This is a genomic window from Rudaea cellulosilytica DSM 22992 (assembly GCF_000378125.1).
In the GTDB taxonomy this organism is placed as follows: Bacteria; Pseudomonadota; Gammaproteobacteria; order Xanthomonadales; family Rhodanobacteraceae; genus Rudaea; species Rudaea cellulosilytica.
This window is the reverse complement of record NZ_KB899243.1, coordinates 324,541-338,939: the sequence shown is the minus strand read 5'-3', so window position 1 is coordinate 338,939 and position 14,399 is coordinate 324,541. Positions and strand designations below refer to the sequence as shown.

The window sequence follows — 14,399 nt, the reverse complement described above, 5'->3', positions numbered from 1 at the left end:
GAACCTTTCGATGGACGGATTCAGGCAGGAGTGCGGATTTCATGAGCAGCCACGGCGAAGCGACCGGCAGCAACCGTTGGGGACCGCCGTACCTGCTGTATCTGGGTGGTCGGGCCGACGATCTGGCCATCAAGACCGCGCGCGGATTGGCGTATTGGCGGCCCGATTGGTGCATCGGACAGAACCGGCGTGCAGACTGCAACCAGACGCTCGATCTGCCCGACATGACGCCGGCGCAGGCCAGGGCCGCCGGCGCGAACACGATGGTGGTCGGTACCGCCAACGCGGGTGGCGTGATGGCGAAGGAAACCGTCGCCGACATCATCGCCGCACTCGACGCCGGCCTCAACGTGATTGCCGGCCTGCACGAGAAGTTGCGCGACAACGCGGACATCGTCGCCGCGGCCGAGCGCAATGGCCGCGTGCTGTTCGATGCGCGCGAACCGAAGGGCCGCATCCCCGTCGGCAACGGCAGGAAGCGCGCCGGCCGCCGCCTGCTGACGGTCGGTACGGATTGTTCGGTCGGGAAAATGTATACCGCGCTCGCGCTCGAGCGCAGCCTGCACAAGCGCGGCCTTGTCGCGGATTTCCGCGCGACCGGGCAGACCGGGATTTTCATCGCTGGCGACGGCGTGCCGGTCGATGCCGTGATTGCCGATTTCATCTCCGGCTCGGTCGAGCAGATTTCGCCGGCGCGCGACGACGGCGGTTGGGATCTGATCGAGGGCCAGGGCTCGCTGTTCCATCCCTCGTATGCCGGCGTGTCGCTCGGCCTGCTGCATGGCGCGCAAGCCGATGCGCTCGTGCTCTGCCACGAACCCACGCGCAAGCACATGCGCGGGCTGCCGCACTATCCGATTCCCGAACTCAAGCTTTGCCTGGAAGCGAACCTCACCGCCGCGCGCCTGACCAATCCTGCGGTCAAGGCCGTCGGCGTCGCGCTCAACACGTCCAATCTTCGCGCCGCGGAAGCCGCCGCGATGTGTCGAGAAATCGGCGACCGGCTCGGCCTGCCGTGCCAGGACCCGGTCAGCATGGGCGTAGAAGCGATCGTCGACCATCTGCTTTCATGCTGCGCAGGCTGAGCGTCCAGCCGCGCAGCTTTCCGCTGCACTCGCCGTTCGGCATTTCGCGCGGCGTGAAGACCGCGGCGGACGTGGTCACGGTCGAGCTCGAACAGGCCGGCTGCGTCGGTCGCGGCGAATCGGTTCCGTATGCGCGCTATGGCGAATCGGTTGCTGCGGTGATCGCGCAAGTCGAGTCACTGCGCGACGAGCTTGCCGCGGGCATGGGCCGCGACGAATTGCAGGCGCGACTCGGCGCCGGTGCCGCACGCAATGCGCTCGACGCGGCGCTGTGGGATCTCGAGTCGACGCTCACGCGCGTGCCTGTGCATAGTCAACTGGCGCGGCCGCCGCATCGACCGCTCGAGACCGCGATAACGGTCGTCATCGATACGCCGCAGGCGATGGCGAAGGCAGCGGCGAGTATCGCCGATGCCGGACTGATCAAGATCAAGGTCGATGCCGAGGATCCGATCGCGCGCATCGAAGCGGTGCGCAGCGCGGCGCCCGCAGCGCGGCTCATCGTCGATCCGAACGAAAGCTGGACGATCGACATTCTGCGCGAGACGCAAGACGCGCTGGTGCGCCTCAAAGTCGACCTGCTCGAACAGCCGCTGCCGGCCGATGCGGACGAAGCGCTACGGGGTTTTGTCAGCCGCATTCCAATCTGTGCCGACGAGTCCTGCCACACCTCGTCGGACCTGTCCTCGTTGCTCGGCCGCTATCAGGCGATCAACATCAAGCTCGACAAGACCGGCGGCCTGACCGAAGCCTGGCGCTTGCTGCGCGCGGCACGCGCCGAAGGTTTCATCGTCATGGTCGGCTGCATGGTCTGCTCGTCGCTGGGCATTGCGCCGGCGCTGGAAATCGCGCGCGAAGCAGAATTCATCGACCTCGACGGGCCGCTCTGGCTCGCGAACGATTATCCCGATGGCGTCCGCCTGCAGGGAGGCATGCTGATGCCAACTTCGCCCGGTTTCTGGGGCGGATGAACGTGAGCCGCGACGTCGCGACTCAGGGCGTCAACGAGGCATTGTCGAACCGATCATGACCCGTATGTCGACCACCATCGAATCCCCACGCGCCATCGACGTCTGCTGGGACGGCGTCGACCTGCCGAGCTTGGCGCAAAAGCTTGGAACGCCGTGCCATGTCTATTCCGCATCGTCGATCCGGCAACGCATCGGCGCATTGCAGACCGCCCTGCGCGGGCTCGATGCGCTGGTCTGCTACGCAGCCAAAGCCAACAGCAACGTCGCGATCCTGCAGTTGATGGCGCAAGCCGGGTTCGGCGCCGACATCGTTTCGGCTGGCGAAATGCGGCGTAGCCTGCGCGCCGGCATTCCGGCGCAACGCATCGTGTTTTCCGGCGTCGGCAAGAGCGCCGACGAAATCGTCGAGGCGCTGGCCGTCGGCGTCGCCCGCTTCAATGTGGAGTCCGAGGACGAACTGCATCTTCTGCAGCGGTTGGCGGCGGAGCGGGGCGTGATCGCGCGTGCCGCGGTGCGCGTCAATCCCGATGTCGACGCGCTGACCCACGCCAAGATTTCCACCGGCAAATCGGAGAACAAGTTCGGCGTCGGCATCGACGAGGCGCGCCGTTGGTTCGCCGCCAGTGCACAGCTCACGCATGTGCGTCTCGACGGTCTGCACGTGCATATCGGTTCGCAGATGCTCGATCTCGATCCGATTCGCATCGCACTGCAACGCGTGGCCGATTTCTGGCGGGAACTCATTGGCGCCGGTCACGCGATCAACAGCATCGATGTCGGCGGCGGTCTCGGCGTGTGTTATCGCGCCGATCGCGACCGGCCGATTGCGATCGAGGACTATGTCGCCGCCATTCGTCACGCGCTGACCGGCTTCGATGGCCGCATCCTGCTCGAACCGGGGCGCTGGCTCGTGGCCGAGGCTGGGGCATTGCTGACGCGTGTGATTCGCGTGAAGCAGGGCCGGCAGCGCTGTTTCCTCGTGACCGACGCGGCCATGACCGAACTGCTGCGACCGAGCCTGTACGATGCCTGGCATGAGATCGTACCGGTGACGCGGGAGCCGCGACCCGCGCAAACCTACGATATCGTCGGACCGGTCTGCGAGACAGGCGACGCCTTCGCCGTCGATCGTGAACTGCCGCGCTGCGAAGCCGGCGACCTGCTGATGATCCGAACCACCGGCGCCTACGGCGCGTCGATGGCGTCGAACTACAATTCGCGGCCGCTCGCCGCCGAGGTGCTGCTCGACCGCGGCCGATATGCCGTGGTGCGACGGCGTCAGACTTTCGAGGATATGCTCGCCGGCGAGCAGTCGGTGCAGGAGTGGGAGAACGCGTGAACAGTTTCGTCAAATCCATCTTGGCAGCGTCGATGTTCGCGTTCTTCGCAGCCGCCGCTGCTGCGCCCGCGACGAGTACGAACTCGAATTCCGATGTCGACGGCATCGTCGATGCCGTGGTCGCGCGCTATCACCTGCCTGGCATCGCGGTCGGCGTCATCGACGATGGCAAGGTGGTCTACACGCGCGCAGTCGGCAATCTCGCCTCCGGCAAGCCGATGGATGCGGATACGCTGTTCCAGATCGCATCCAACACCAAGGCGATGACCTCCACGCTGCTCGCGCGGCTCGTGCAGCAGGGCAAGCTGCGCTGGGAGGATCCGGTCACGAAATACCTGCCGTCGTTCCGCATGCACGACCCGTGGGTGACGGCGAACATGCAGGTCGGCGATCTGCTCGTGCATCGCAGTGGCCTGCCCGAAGGCGCGGGCGACCTGATGCTGTGGCCGACGCCGAACCAGTTCACGCCCGACGACGTCGTCGCCGGGCTGCAATACCTCAAGCCGGCCTACAGCTTCCGCTCGGGTTACGCCTACGACAACACGCTGTATATCGTCGCCGGCCAGCTCGCGGCCGCGGCCGGCGGCGCGGCGTATCCCGAGCTGATGCGCCGCGAAATCTTCGAGCCGATGGGCATGACGCGCTGCCGGATCGGCACGTGGAATCGCGATGAGATCGGCAACGTCGCTGATCGGAATGTCTGGCGCGATGGCAGATACGTGTTCGAAGCGGCGAAGGATCCCATCGTGCAGGCACAGACGATGGACTCTGCCGGCGGCGTGCGTTGCAGCCTGAACGACATGCTGACCTGGGCAAAGAACTGGCTGGTGCCGACGCCGCGGCAACTCGAATGGCTGGCGCCGGAGCAGCGGCGCCGGGAATGGACGAGCTATACGCCGATGCCGATTTCCAAACGCAAGCGCGACTGGGACGGCACGCTGTTCTACGGCTATGGCTACGGCTGGCGCATCGCTGATGTCGATGGGCAGATGACCGTGTCGCATACCGGCACGCTGTCGGGCATGTACTCGGCGATGTTGCTGCTGCCGATGCGCAAGAGCGGTTTCGTCGTTCTCATCAACGCCGATGCCGACCACGCACGCAGCGTGCTGATCGAGACGCTGACCAAGCATTTCACCGCGCCGGACAAAGCGCGCAGTGTGGCCAGCTATGCCGACGAACTGGAGCAGGCGGACAAGCAGCAACGCGCCTCGCATATCCCCGACACGTCCTCGCGCAAACCCGCGACAGTGGCGGAACTGAAGGCGCAACTGGGGGTATGGCGCGACCCGTGGTTCGGCGAGGCGCGCATCTGCGCCCAGGGCAGGGCGGTACGCTTTGCGTCGGCGAAATCGCCGCGGATGGCCGGACAGGTCATGCGTGTCGGCGACAAGTATCTCGTGCATTGGGACAGCGACGCGGTCGATGTCGAAGCCTGGCTGCGTCTGCCGGAAAAACCCGACGGCACGCTGCATCTGGCCAAGGTCGATCCCGACGCCGACTTCAGCACCGACTTCGAGGATCTGGCCTTTACGCGTGAGCACGGCTGCGAATAAGGAGTCCGCATACATGATGCGCAAGCTTGTCTTCTCCACGATCGCATTGGTGGGCATGCTCGCCTGCGTGCGTGCGCAATCAGCAACGCCGGTGAACGATGCCCGGATCGACGCGATGATGAGCCGCTACGCTGGCAACGTGGCCGGCGCTTCGCTGATCGTCGTCAAGGACGGCAAGACCGTCGTCCGCTGCGGTTTCGGCTACGCGAATCTCGAGGAGCACACCAAAGCCGGCCCCGAAACCAACTACCGCCTCGCCTCGGTATCCAAGCAATTCACTGCCGCCAGCATCCTCTTGCTGAAACAGGACGGCAAGCTGCGGCTCGATGATCCCGTGCGCAAATGGTTGCCCGAACTGCCGGCCAGTGACGGCAAGATCACCCTGCGCAATCTGCTGACCCATACCAGCGGCCTGATCGATTACGAGGATCTGATTCCGGCGGATCGCACCGCGCAGATCGACGACCACGACGTGCTGCGCATGATCGCGGCGCAGAACCGTCTCTATTTCGAACCTGGCAGCGCGCATCGCTACAGTAACGGTGCTTTCGTGCTGCTCGGCCTGGTCGTCGAACGCACCTCCGGTGTGGGTCTCGCCGACTTCATGAAGAAGCGCATCTTCCAGCCGCTCGGCATGGAGCACACGCTGATGTACGAGCACGGCCGCGGCCCCGAGGTGGCGAACCGCGCCTACGGCTATACCGAAGCCGACGGCAAATGGACGCGCACCGATCAGAGCGTCACCAGTGCCACGCGCGGCGACGGGGGCATCTACTCGTCCGTCGACGATCTGGCCAAATGGGACGCGGCGCTGTATACCGACAAGTTGTTGAACGCGGAGTCGCGCAAGCTCGCGTTCACGCCGACCGAACCGATTGCCGATCCTGACGTCGACTTCGGCTTCGGCTGGCGTCTCAGCGGCGACACCGTGTGGCACTCCGGCGAAAGCATCGGATTCAACAACGTCATCATCCGCTGGCCGAAGCAGCACGTCGCCGTCATCATCCTTACCAATCGCAACGAATTCCAGCCGTACCCGTTGGCGTTGACGATAGGCCAGTTGTTCCTCGATCGATGAGCTCGGCAACGATGGATTTCACCGGCCTCGAAGTCGGCTACGACATTCCCGCGCTGCCCGGCATGGCCGAGGCCGACATCCAGACGCCATGCCTGATCCTCGACCTCGATGCGCTCGAGCGCAACATCCGCAAGATGGGCGAATACGCGAGGGCGCACGGCATGCGCCACCGCAGCCACGGCAAGATGCACAAGTCGGTGGACGTGCAGAAGCTGCAGGAAAGCCTGGGCGGCGCGGTCGGTGTCTGCTGCCAGAAGGTTTCCGAAGCCGAAGCGTTTGCGCGCGGCGGCATCAAGGACGTCCTCGTCTCGAACGAGGTGCGCGATGCGCTGAAGATCGATCGCCTCGCGCGCCTGCCGAAGTACGGCGCGCGCATCAGCGTCTGTATCGACGATCCGGCGAACGTGGCCGAGCTTTCGGCGGCCGCGCAGAAACACGGCACGACGCTGCAATGCCTTGTCGAGATCGACTGCGGCCAGGGGCGTTGCGGTGTCGGCACGGCCGATGCTGCGGTCGAGATAGCACAGGCCGTCACCGCAGCACCGGGCCTGAAGTTCGCCGGCATCCAGGCCTACCAGGGCAGCATGCAGCATCTGGAGAGCTTCGCCGATCGCAAGGCCAGACTCGACGCCGCCATTGCGGTAACGAAAGCCGCGGTCGCCGCGCTACAAGCGGCGGGCCTCGATCCCGAACTCGTCTCGGGCGGCGGCACGGGTTCGTACCCATTCGAATCGAATTCCGGGGTTTACAACGAACTGCAATGCGGCAGCTACGCCTTCATGGATGCGGACTACGGGCGCATCAGGGACTCGCTAGGAGATCGCATCGACCGCGGTGAATGGGAGAACGCGCTGTTCATCCTCACCTCGGTGATGAGCCACGCCAAGCCCGGTCAGGCCGTCTGCGATGCGGGGCTCAAGGTGCAGTCGCTCGACAGCGGCCTGCCCGTGATCCACGGTCGCGACGACGTGAAATACATCAGTGCTTCGGACGAGCACGGCATCATCGAAGACAAGCACGATGTCCTGCGCATCAACGAAAAACTCAAGCTCATCCCCGGTCACTGCGATCCGACCTGCAACCTGCACGACTGGTATGTCGGCGTGCGCCACGGCAAGGTCGAAGTGCTCTGGCCGGTGTCGGCGCGCGGTAAAGCCTGTTGAGTTTTTGCGCTATATTTGAAGCATGCGAATTTTGTTTGTCTGCATGGGCAACATCTGTCGTTCGCCCGTGGTCGAAGCAGTGTCACGCGCGCGCTTCGCGCGCGCGGGGCTCGATATCGAAGTCGACTCGGCCGGCACTGGCGGCTGGCATGCGGGCGACGCGGCCGATCCGCGCTCGCGCGCGAGTGCGCTGGCGCGCGGCTACGATCTTTCCGCGCACCGCGCGCGCCAGGTGACCGCCCGCGATTTTGTGCTCTTCGACAAACTGCTCGTGATGGATCGCATGAATCTGCGTGACCTCACCAGCCTTGCCCCGGGCGAAGGCCACGACCGGATCGCAATGTTCCTGCCTTGGGCCGGGCTCGCCGATCCGCGTGACCTGCCCGATCCTTATTACGGCGACGCGCAAGACTTCGACCACGTCGTCACGCTCGCAGAACGCGGCGTGGACGGGTTGATTGAGAGGCTCGGAAGGCCCATAAAGGCGCAATGACCGAAAGCGCCAACTCCTTCGACGGCAAAGAGTTCGTCCGCACGCTGACCAGCTCGCCCGGCGTCTACCGCATGTTCGACGCGCGCGGCGAATTGCTTTACGTCGGCAAGGCCGGCAACCTCAAGAAGCGCGTCGGCAGCTACTTCCTCAAGCCGCGCCTCGAGCCGCGCATCATGTCGATGATCGGGCAGATCGCGCGCATGGAGACGACGCTGACGCGCACCGAAGGCGAGGCGCTGCTGCTCGAGGCGCAGCTGATCAAGTCGCTCAAGCCGCGCTACAACATCCTGCTGCGCGACGACAAAAGCTATCCGTACATCTATCTGTCGGAAGGCGAAGGCGGAAAAGGGCAGGACAGCCCTTTTCCGCAAGTGAATGATTACCCGCGCATGGCATTCCATCGCGGGGCGAAGGCGGGCAAGGGCAAGTACTTCGGCCCGTTCCCGAGTGCGTGGGCGGTGCGCGAAAGCCTCAATCACATGCAGAAGATCTTCCTCGTGCGCCAGTGCGAGGACAGCTACTTCCGCAATCGCTCGCGGCCGTGCCTGCAGTACCAGATCGGCCGCTGCAGCGCGCCTTGCGTCGGCCTGATCGACAAGGGCGAGTATCAGGAAAGCGCACGCCACGCGGCGATGTTCCTAGACGGCAAGAGCGATGCGGTGATCGGCGAACTGGTCGGCGCGATGGAAACCGCGAGCCGCACACTGGAATTCGAGAAGGCGGCGAAGCTGCGCGACCAGGTGTCGACGCTGAAGCGCCTGCTGGCGAAGAACTACGTGCAGGGCGCGAGCGCCGACCTCGACGCGATCGCCTGCCGCATCGCCGGCGGCGTCGCCTGCGTGTCGGTCATGTATTTCCGCAACGGCGTCAATCTCGGCTCGCGCGATTTCTTTCCGAAATTGCCGCATGACGCCGAGGTTGCCGACGTGCTGACCTCGTTCATCGCGCAGTACTACGTCGACAAGCCGGTGCCGCGCGAACTGCTCGTCGAACAGGCGCTGCCCGATGCCGAACTGCTCGCGCAGGCGTTCACCGAGCAGGCCGGGCATGAGGTCGCGATCAAGCACAGCGTGCGCGCCGAACGCGCGCGTTTCCTCGAACTTGCGGCGAAGAACGCCGAAGCCGCCCTGGCTGCCCGCCTGGCGAGCAACGAGACGCAGCGCGAGCGCTTCGAGTCGCTGCGCGACCTGCTCGGCCTCGACGAGGTGCCGCGGCGCCTGGAGTGCTTCGACATCAGCCACACGATGGGCGAGGCGACCGTTGCATCCTGCGTCGTCTACGGGCCGGAGGGGCCGATCAAGGCGCAATATCGCCGTTACAACATCGCCGGGATCGAGCCGGGCGACGACTACGCCGCGATGCGCCAGGCGCTGGAAAGGCGCTTCCGGCGCGCTGCGCCAGCCAACGAAAGCGAAGGCGGTGAGCCCGAGGCTGCAGAGCCAGCCAACCTGCCGGACATCCTGCTGATCGATGGCGGCAAGGGCCAGGTCAAACAGGCGTTGGACGTGCTCGAAGATCTCGCGATCAACGACGTTCTCGTCGTCGGCGTGGCCAAGGGCGTCGAGCGTAGGGCCGGGCACGAGACGCTGATTCTCGGTGCCAGCGGCAAGACTTTGTGGCCCGGCCCGGAATCGCCTGCGTTGCATCTGGTTCAGAGTGTGCGCGACGAGGCACACCGCTTTGCGATCACCGGTCACCGCAAGCAACGGCAGAAGGCGCGCGACACGAGCAAGCTCGAAGACATCACCGGTATCGGCGCCAAGCGCCGTGCGGCGCTGCTCAGGCATTTCGGCGGCCTGCCCGGCGTGGTCAATGCGGGCATCGAGGAGATCGCGAAGGTCAAGGGTATGAGTCGCGAGCTGGCCGAGAAGATCTACGCGCTGTTCCACGGCTGAACTCGCGTTGCTTTCCTGTGTCACACTGCGACGAGTCGAAATTTCCGCACCATCCACGCAATGCACCTGACCTGGCCGACCATTCTCACCCTGTTCCGCATCGCGCTGCTGCCGGTCATGGTGGTCGTGTTCTACCTGGATTTCCGTGGTGCGAACGTCACCGCCGCGCTGATCTTCCTGCTCGCCGCGATCACCGACTGGCTCGACGGCTACATCGCGCGGCGCTACAACATGTGGTCGGCGTTCGGCGCGTTCCTCGACCCGGTCGCCGACAAGCTCATGGTCGCGGTGACGCTGTTCCTGCTCGTGCAGGAGAATCCGACCCCACTGCTCGCGGTGACCAGTGCGGTCATCGTCGGCCGCGAGATCACGATTTCGGCGTTGCGCGAATGGATGGCCGAGATCGGTGAGCGCACGCGTGTCAACGTCGCCGCGCTCGGCAAGATCAAGACGGTGATGCAGATCGTCGCGATCGAGGTGCTGCTCTACCAGCACGACCTGGAAGGCCTGCGCCTGTTCCACGTCGGCGAAACCCTGCTCGTGATCGCCGCGGCGATGACTATCTGGTCGGCTTTTGAGTACCTGCGTGTGGCCTGGCCGGTGCTGCGCGACCGGCGCTGACCGAAATCGTCATTTTCCTGTTGACAGGCGCCGTCTGAAACGGCATCATTTTCGGCTCACGCGGGAATAGCTCAGTTGGTAGAGCACGACCTTGCCAAGGTCGGGGTCGCGAGTTCGAGTCTCGTTTCCCGCTCCAATATTTATGTATTCGTCCGTGAATACGAAGAACAAGAAGCGGCCGTCCACTGCCGCACTCTTCACGGAAGAGCTTGAAAACCTCGGCGCCAAAACCGGGGTTTTGTTTTTTCCGGAGGGCGTTGCTACGCTTCCGGAAGCCATCATGCAGAGGCGGGGTGGCAGAGTGGTCATGCAGCGGCCTGCAAAGCCGTGTACGCCGGTTCGATTCCGACCCTCGCCTCCACAGTGTTTGTGTTCTCATCCGTGATCGCGAAGCGATCGCCTGCGGCCACACACCCGGCGCGCTTCGCGCGCAATGCGGTATTCTCTCGCTGTGATAGATGCGGCTAGCAATGCCCGGATGGCGAAATTGGTAGACGCAGCGGACTTAAAATCCGCCGGAGCCTAATAGCTTCGTGCCGGTTCGATTCCGGCTCCGGGCACCACGGTTCACGCAGCGGTCCGATGCGATCCTGGGAATTTCCATAGGCGCCGGTGTCTCCATCCGGACGGCCAATTCTGCGAGCGCGCACGCTCCCAATAGGCAAAGCCGATCCAAGGCGTCGCGCGCGCCAGTACGCATGCGAACTTGAGCCTTCAGTTGTTCGCTTCGACCTGATCCAGGCTGGTCTTGTCGCCCTTCGGGCGTGGCGCGTCGAGCACGTTGCCGGTGACGAGGTAGTAGATCGATTCGGCGATGTTGGTGACGTGGTCGCCGATGCGCTCGACGTTCTTGGCGATGAACATCAGATGCGTGCCGATCGCGACGTTGTGCGGGTCGGTCTTCATGTAGTCGATCAGGCGGCGCGAGATGCCAGTGTAGGTGTCGTCGATCTGTTCGTCGCAGGCCCAGACCGTGATCGCCTTTTCCTGATTGCGTTCGCCGAACGCGGTGACGACGTCGGCAAGCTGCTTCTTCGCCAGTTCGCCGAGCTCGCCGATCTCGACCAGCCACTGCTCGGGCGAATGCGTGTTGAGCGCAATCACGCGCTTGCAGATGTTGGCCGAGAAATCGCAGATGCGCTCGAGCTCGACGACGACGCGCAGGGTCGAGATCACCTCGCGCAGGTCGCGCGCGATCGGCTGGCGCAGCGCGAGCACGCGGATCGCGCGTGACTCGATGTCACGTTCGAGCGCATCGACGTCGATGTCGTCGCGGATCACGCGCGCGGCGGCCTCCACGTCGCGCATGCGCAGCGCGCTCATCGTCGCGGCGAACTGGAACTGCGCGGATTCGCCCATGCGCGCGATCGCCGCATTGAGCTGGGAAAGTTCGTCGTCGAAACTCTTTACGATATGTTCGGACATGGGATCAGCCGTAGCGTCCTGTGATGTAGTCTTCGGTCATTTTCTTCGTCGGGTTCTCGAAGATCGTGGTCGTGTCGCCGAACTCGATCAACTCGCCCAGGTACATAAATGCAGTGTAGTCGGAGACGCGCGAGGCCTGCTGCATGTTGTGGGTGACGATCGCGATCGTGTAGCGCTCCTTCAGTTCCTCGACGAGCTGCTCGATCTTGCCGGTCGCGATCGGGTCGAGCGCCGAGGTCGGTTCGTCGAGCAGGATCACTTCCGGCTTCAGCGCGACCGCGCGCGCGATGCACAGGCGCTGTTGCTGGCCGCCGGAGAGGCCGAGCGCGCTGCCGTTGAGCTTGGACTTCACCTCGTCCCACAGCGCGCCCTGGCGCAGCGCTTCCTCGACGCGCGCGTCCATGTCCGCCTTCGACAGCTTCTCGTAGTGGCGGATCGCGTAGGCGACGTTGTCGTAGATCGACATCGGGAACGGCACCGGCTTCTGGAACACCATGCCGACCTTGCTGCGCAGGCGGTTGAGCGGATACTTCGGATCGAGGATGTTCTCGCCGTCGAGCAGCACTTGGCCCTTGGCCTCGAGCTTCGGGTAGATCGAATAGATGCGGTTGAAGATACGCAGCAACGTCGACTTGCCGCAGCCCGAGGGGCCGATCAGCGCGGTGACTTTCTTCTCCGCGATGTCGAGGCTGACGTTCTTCAGCGCGTGGAATTTGTCGTAATAGAAGTCGAGGCCCTTGGCGGACATCTTCGGTGCTGCGGCAGCAGCCGTCGCTTTCGCGTCAGTGCTTGGCGGCGGCGTGATCAGCGAAACGCTGCCTGTCGTCGCAAGTGGAATGTTCGGATTAGTCATTGGACACCTTGTTGCGCAGGAGTATCGCGCGCGAGAGCAGGCTCAGGGCGAGCACGAACAGCGTGACGATCAACGCGCCGGCCCAGGCCAGTGACTTCCAGCCGGCGTCAGCGCTCATCGCGAATTTGTAGATCACGACCGGCACCGAGGCCATCGGCTGGGCGACGTTCATGCTCCAGAACTGGTTGTCGAACGCGGTGAACAGCAGCGGCGCGGTCTCGCCCGAGATGCGCGCGAGCGCAAGCAGCACGCCGGTGACGATGCCGGGCAGGGCGGCGCGGTAGAGGACCTGCATCGTCACCTTCCACTGCGGCACGCCGAGCGAGAGTCCGGCCTCGCGCATCGCGCTCGGCACGAGCTTGAGCATCTCGTCGGTCGTGCGCACGACCACGGGCAGCACGATCAGCGCCAACGCAAGCGAGCCGGAGAGCGCCGAATAGTGGCCGATCTGCTTGACCACGACGGTGTAGACGAACATGCCGAGCACGATCGACGGCGCCGACAGCAGGATGTCGTTGAAGAAGCGGATCGCCTCGCCGAGGCGCGACTTCTTCGCGTATTCGGCGAGATAGGTACCCGCGGCGATGCCGATCGGCGCGCCGATCAGGATCGCGAGCAGGCAGATCATCGCGCTGCCGGCGAAAGCGTTGAGCAGACCGCCCTCGTCGCCGGGCGGTGGCGTCATCATCGTGAACAGCTTGCCGTTGAGCGAAGAAATGCCGGTGTAGAACGTCGTCCACAGAATCCAGGCCAGCCAGAACAGGCCGAAGCCGGTCGACAGCGTCGCGAAGACGAGGCCGACGCCGTTGACGATGCGGCGGCGGAAATAGAGGCGATCGGCGACCGCCTGGCGTGCCTCGTCGCTCATTTGCCTTCCTTCTTTTCCATCTGGCGCAGCATCAGCTTGGCGATCGCGAGCACGATGAAGGTGACGACGAAGAGCAGGAACGCGAGCGCGATCAGCGAGGAGCGGAAGATTTCCGAATCCGCTTCGGCGAATTCGTTCGCGATCGTCGCCGCGATCGAGTTGCCCGGTTCGAGCAGGGACAGTGACAGGCGATGCACGTTGCCGAGCACGAAGGTCACCGCCATCGTCTCGCCGAGCGCGCGGCCGAGGCCGAGGAAGATGCCGCCGATCACCGCGGTGCGCGTGTACGGCAGGACGATGTCCCAGGCCACTTCCCAGGTCGTCGAGCCGAGCGCATAGGCGGATTCCTTGAGCCGGGTCGGTACGGTCAGGAACACCTCGCGCATCACCGAGGAAATGAACGGGATGATCATGATCGCGAGCACGATGCCGGCGGTGAGCATGCCGAGGCCGAGCGGCGGCCCCTTGAACAAGCCGCCGATTACCGGCCATTCACCGACATGGTCGTTGAGCCAGGGGATGATGTATCTGCCCATGATCGGCACGAACACGAACAGGCCCCACATGCCGTAGATGATCGAGGGGATGCCGGCGAGCAGTTCGATCGCCGAGGCGACCGGCGTGCGCAGCCAGGGCGGTGCGATCTCGGTCAGGTAAAGCGCAATGCCGAAGCTGACCGGCACCGCGATGATCAAGGCGATGGCCGCCGTCACCAGCGTGCCATAGACCGGCGCGAGCGCGCCGAATTGCTTGCCGACCGTGTCCCATTCGCTGGACGCGAGGAACTTGAAGCCGAACGTGGCGAACGCCTCACGCCCGCCCCAGAGCGTGGTCAGGGCGACGCCGGCGAGGGTGACGAGGACGAAGATGCCGGCACCGGCGACGATGCGGCGGAACAGGCGGTCGGCGAAGCCGTCGCGGCGCGCGCGCTGCTCGTCGCTCTGCGGGATGGCGATGGATTCGGCACTCGCAGCCATGATCGATTCCGGAAACTGTTTGCGCTGCAGTAAAAAAGCGCCCCTCGCGAATGCATCCACGAGGGGCGGGGAGGG

General features: G+C 64.5%; 13 protein-coding genes and 3 tRNA genes. 12 read left to right on the top strand and 4 right to left on the bottom strand.

The genetic code is table 11. The features are described from left to right. Positions 1-41: 41 nt before the first annotated feature. The 12 genes from dgcN to F455_RS0116050 all read left to right on the top strand — a co-directional run bounded on the left by dgcN (position 42) and on the right by F455_RS0116050 (position 10,764). On the top strand, positions 42-1,085 hold the full coding sequence (gene dgcN / locus F455_RS0116105; RefSeq protein ID WP_018974346.1) for an N-acetyltransferase DgcN: 1,044 nt from the start codon (positions 42-44) through the stop codon (positions 1,083-1,085). Continuing rightward, positions 1,070-2,056 carry an N-acetyl-D-Glu racemase DgcA gene (gene dgcA / locus F455_RS0116100; protein WP_018974345.1) on the top strand — a complete coding sequence of 329 codons (987 nt, stop codon included), beginning with the start codon at positions 1,070-1,072 and terminating at the stop codon, positions 2,054-2,056. The genes dgcN and dgcA overlap by 16 nt, the downstream gene beginning before the upstream one ends. A gap of 64 nt (positions 2,057-2,120) precedes the next feature. Beyond that, positions 2,121-3,395, top strand: coding sequence for a diaminopimelate decarboxylase (gene lysA, locus F455_RS0116095; protein WP_018974344.1), 1,275 nt, complete (start codon positions 2,121-2,123; stop codon positions 3,393-3,395). Next, on the top strand, positions 3,392-4,951 hold the full coding sequence (locus F455_RS0116090) for a serine hydrolase domain-containing protein (protein WP_342662062.1): 1,560 nt from the start codon (positions 3,392-3,394) through the stop codon (positions 4,949-4,951). The genes lysA and F455_RS0116090 overlap by 4 nt, the downstream gene beginning before the upstream one ends. 16 nt (positions 4,952-4,967) lie before the next feature. Continuing rightward, complete coding sequence (locus F455_RS0116085; protein ID WP_026293455.1) at positions 4,968-6,029, top strand: serine hydrolase domain-containing protein; 1,062 nt, start codon at positions 4,968-4,970, stop codon at positions 6,027-6,029. Continuing rightward, entirely contained in the window at positions 6,026-7,192 is a 1,167-nt protein-coding gene (bhcC, locus tag F455_RS0116080; RefSeq protein WP_026293454.1) for a 3-hydroxy-D-aspartate aldolase BhcC, read from the top strand. Before F455_RS0116085 ends, bhcC begins: the two co-directional genes overlap by 4 nt. A 22-nt stretch (positions 7,193-7,214) precedes the next feature. Beyond that, positions 7,215-7,685, top strand: a complete 471-nt coding sequence (locus F455_RS0116075; RefSeq protein ID WP_033410264.1) for a low molecular weight protein-tyrosine-phosphatase — start codon at positions 7,215-7,217, stop codon at positions 7,683-7,685. Beyond that, positions 7,682-9,580 carry an excinuclease ABC subunit UvrC gene (gene uvrC / locus F455_RS0116070; RefSeq protein WP_018974339.1) on the top strand — a complete coding sequence of 633 codons (1,899 nt, stop codon included), beginning with the start codon at positions 7,682-7,684 and terminating at the stop codon, positions 9,578-9,580. Before F455_RS0116075 ends, uvrC begins: the two co-directional genes overlap by 4 nt. Before the next feature lie 60 nt (positions 9,581-9,640). After that, positions 9,641-10,201 carry a CDP-diacylglycerol--glycerol-3-phosphate 3-phosphatidyltransferase gene (gene pgsA, locus F455_RS0116065; RefSeq protein ID WP_018974338.1) on the top strand — a complete coding sequence of 187 codons (561 nt, stop codon included), beginning with the start codon at positions 9,641-9,643 and terminating at the stop codon, positions 10,199-10,201. Positions 10,202-10,261: 60 nt separating this feature from the next. Beyond that, positions 10,262-10,337 (top strand) — tRNA-Gly (locus tag F455_RS0116060). Positions 10,338-10,488: 151 nt separating this feature from the next. After that, positions 10,489-10,562 (top strand) — tRNA-Cys (locus tag F455_RS0116055). Positions 10,563-10,673: 111 nt separating this feature from the next. Then, positions 10,674-10,764: transfer RNA gene (locus F455_RS0116050), tRNA-Leu, on the top strand. Between the two features lie 151 nt (positions 10,765-10,915). Here the strand turns inward: F455_RS0116050 and phoU are convergent. The 4 genes from phoU to pstC are packed head-to-tail and all read right to left on the bottom strand — an operon-like array spanning position 10,916 to position 14,324. Further along, a complete protein-coding gene (gene phoU / locus F455_RS0116045; protein WP_018974337.1) occupies positions 10,916-11,626 on the bottom strand; it encodes a phosphate signaling complex protein PhoU in 711 nt (236 codons plus the stop codon). A 4-nt stretch (positions 11,627-11,630) separates the two neighbouring features. Beyond that, complete coding sequence (pstB, locus tag F455_RS0116040) at positions 11,631-12,479, bottom strand: phosphate ABC transporter ATP-binding protein PstB (RefSeq protein ID WP_018974336.1); 849 nt, start codon at positions 12,477-12,479, stop codon at positions 11,631-11,633. Then, complete coding sequence (pstA, locus tag F455_RS0116035) at positions 12,472-13,347, bottom strand: phosphate ABC transporter permease PstA (RefSeq protein WP_018974335.1); 876 nt, start codon at positions 13,345-13,347, stop codon at positions 12,472-12,474. Before pstA ends, pstB begins: the two co-directional genes overlap by 8 nt. Next, entirely contained in the window at positions 13,344-14,324 is a 981-nt protein-coding gene (gene pstC / locus F455_RS0116030) for a phosphate ABC transporter permease subunit PstC (RefSeq protein ID WP_018974334.1), read from the bottom strand. The genes pstA and pstC overlap by 4 nt, the downstream gene beginning before the upstream one ends. Positions 14,325-14,399 lie beyond the last annotated feature (75 nt).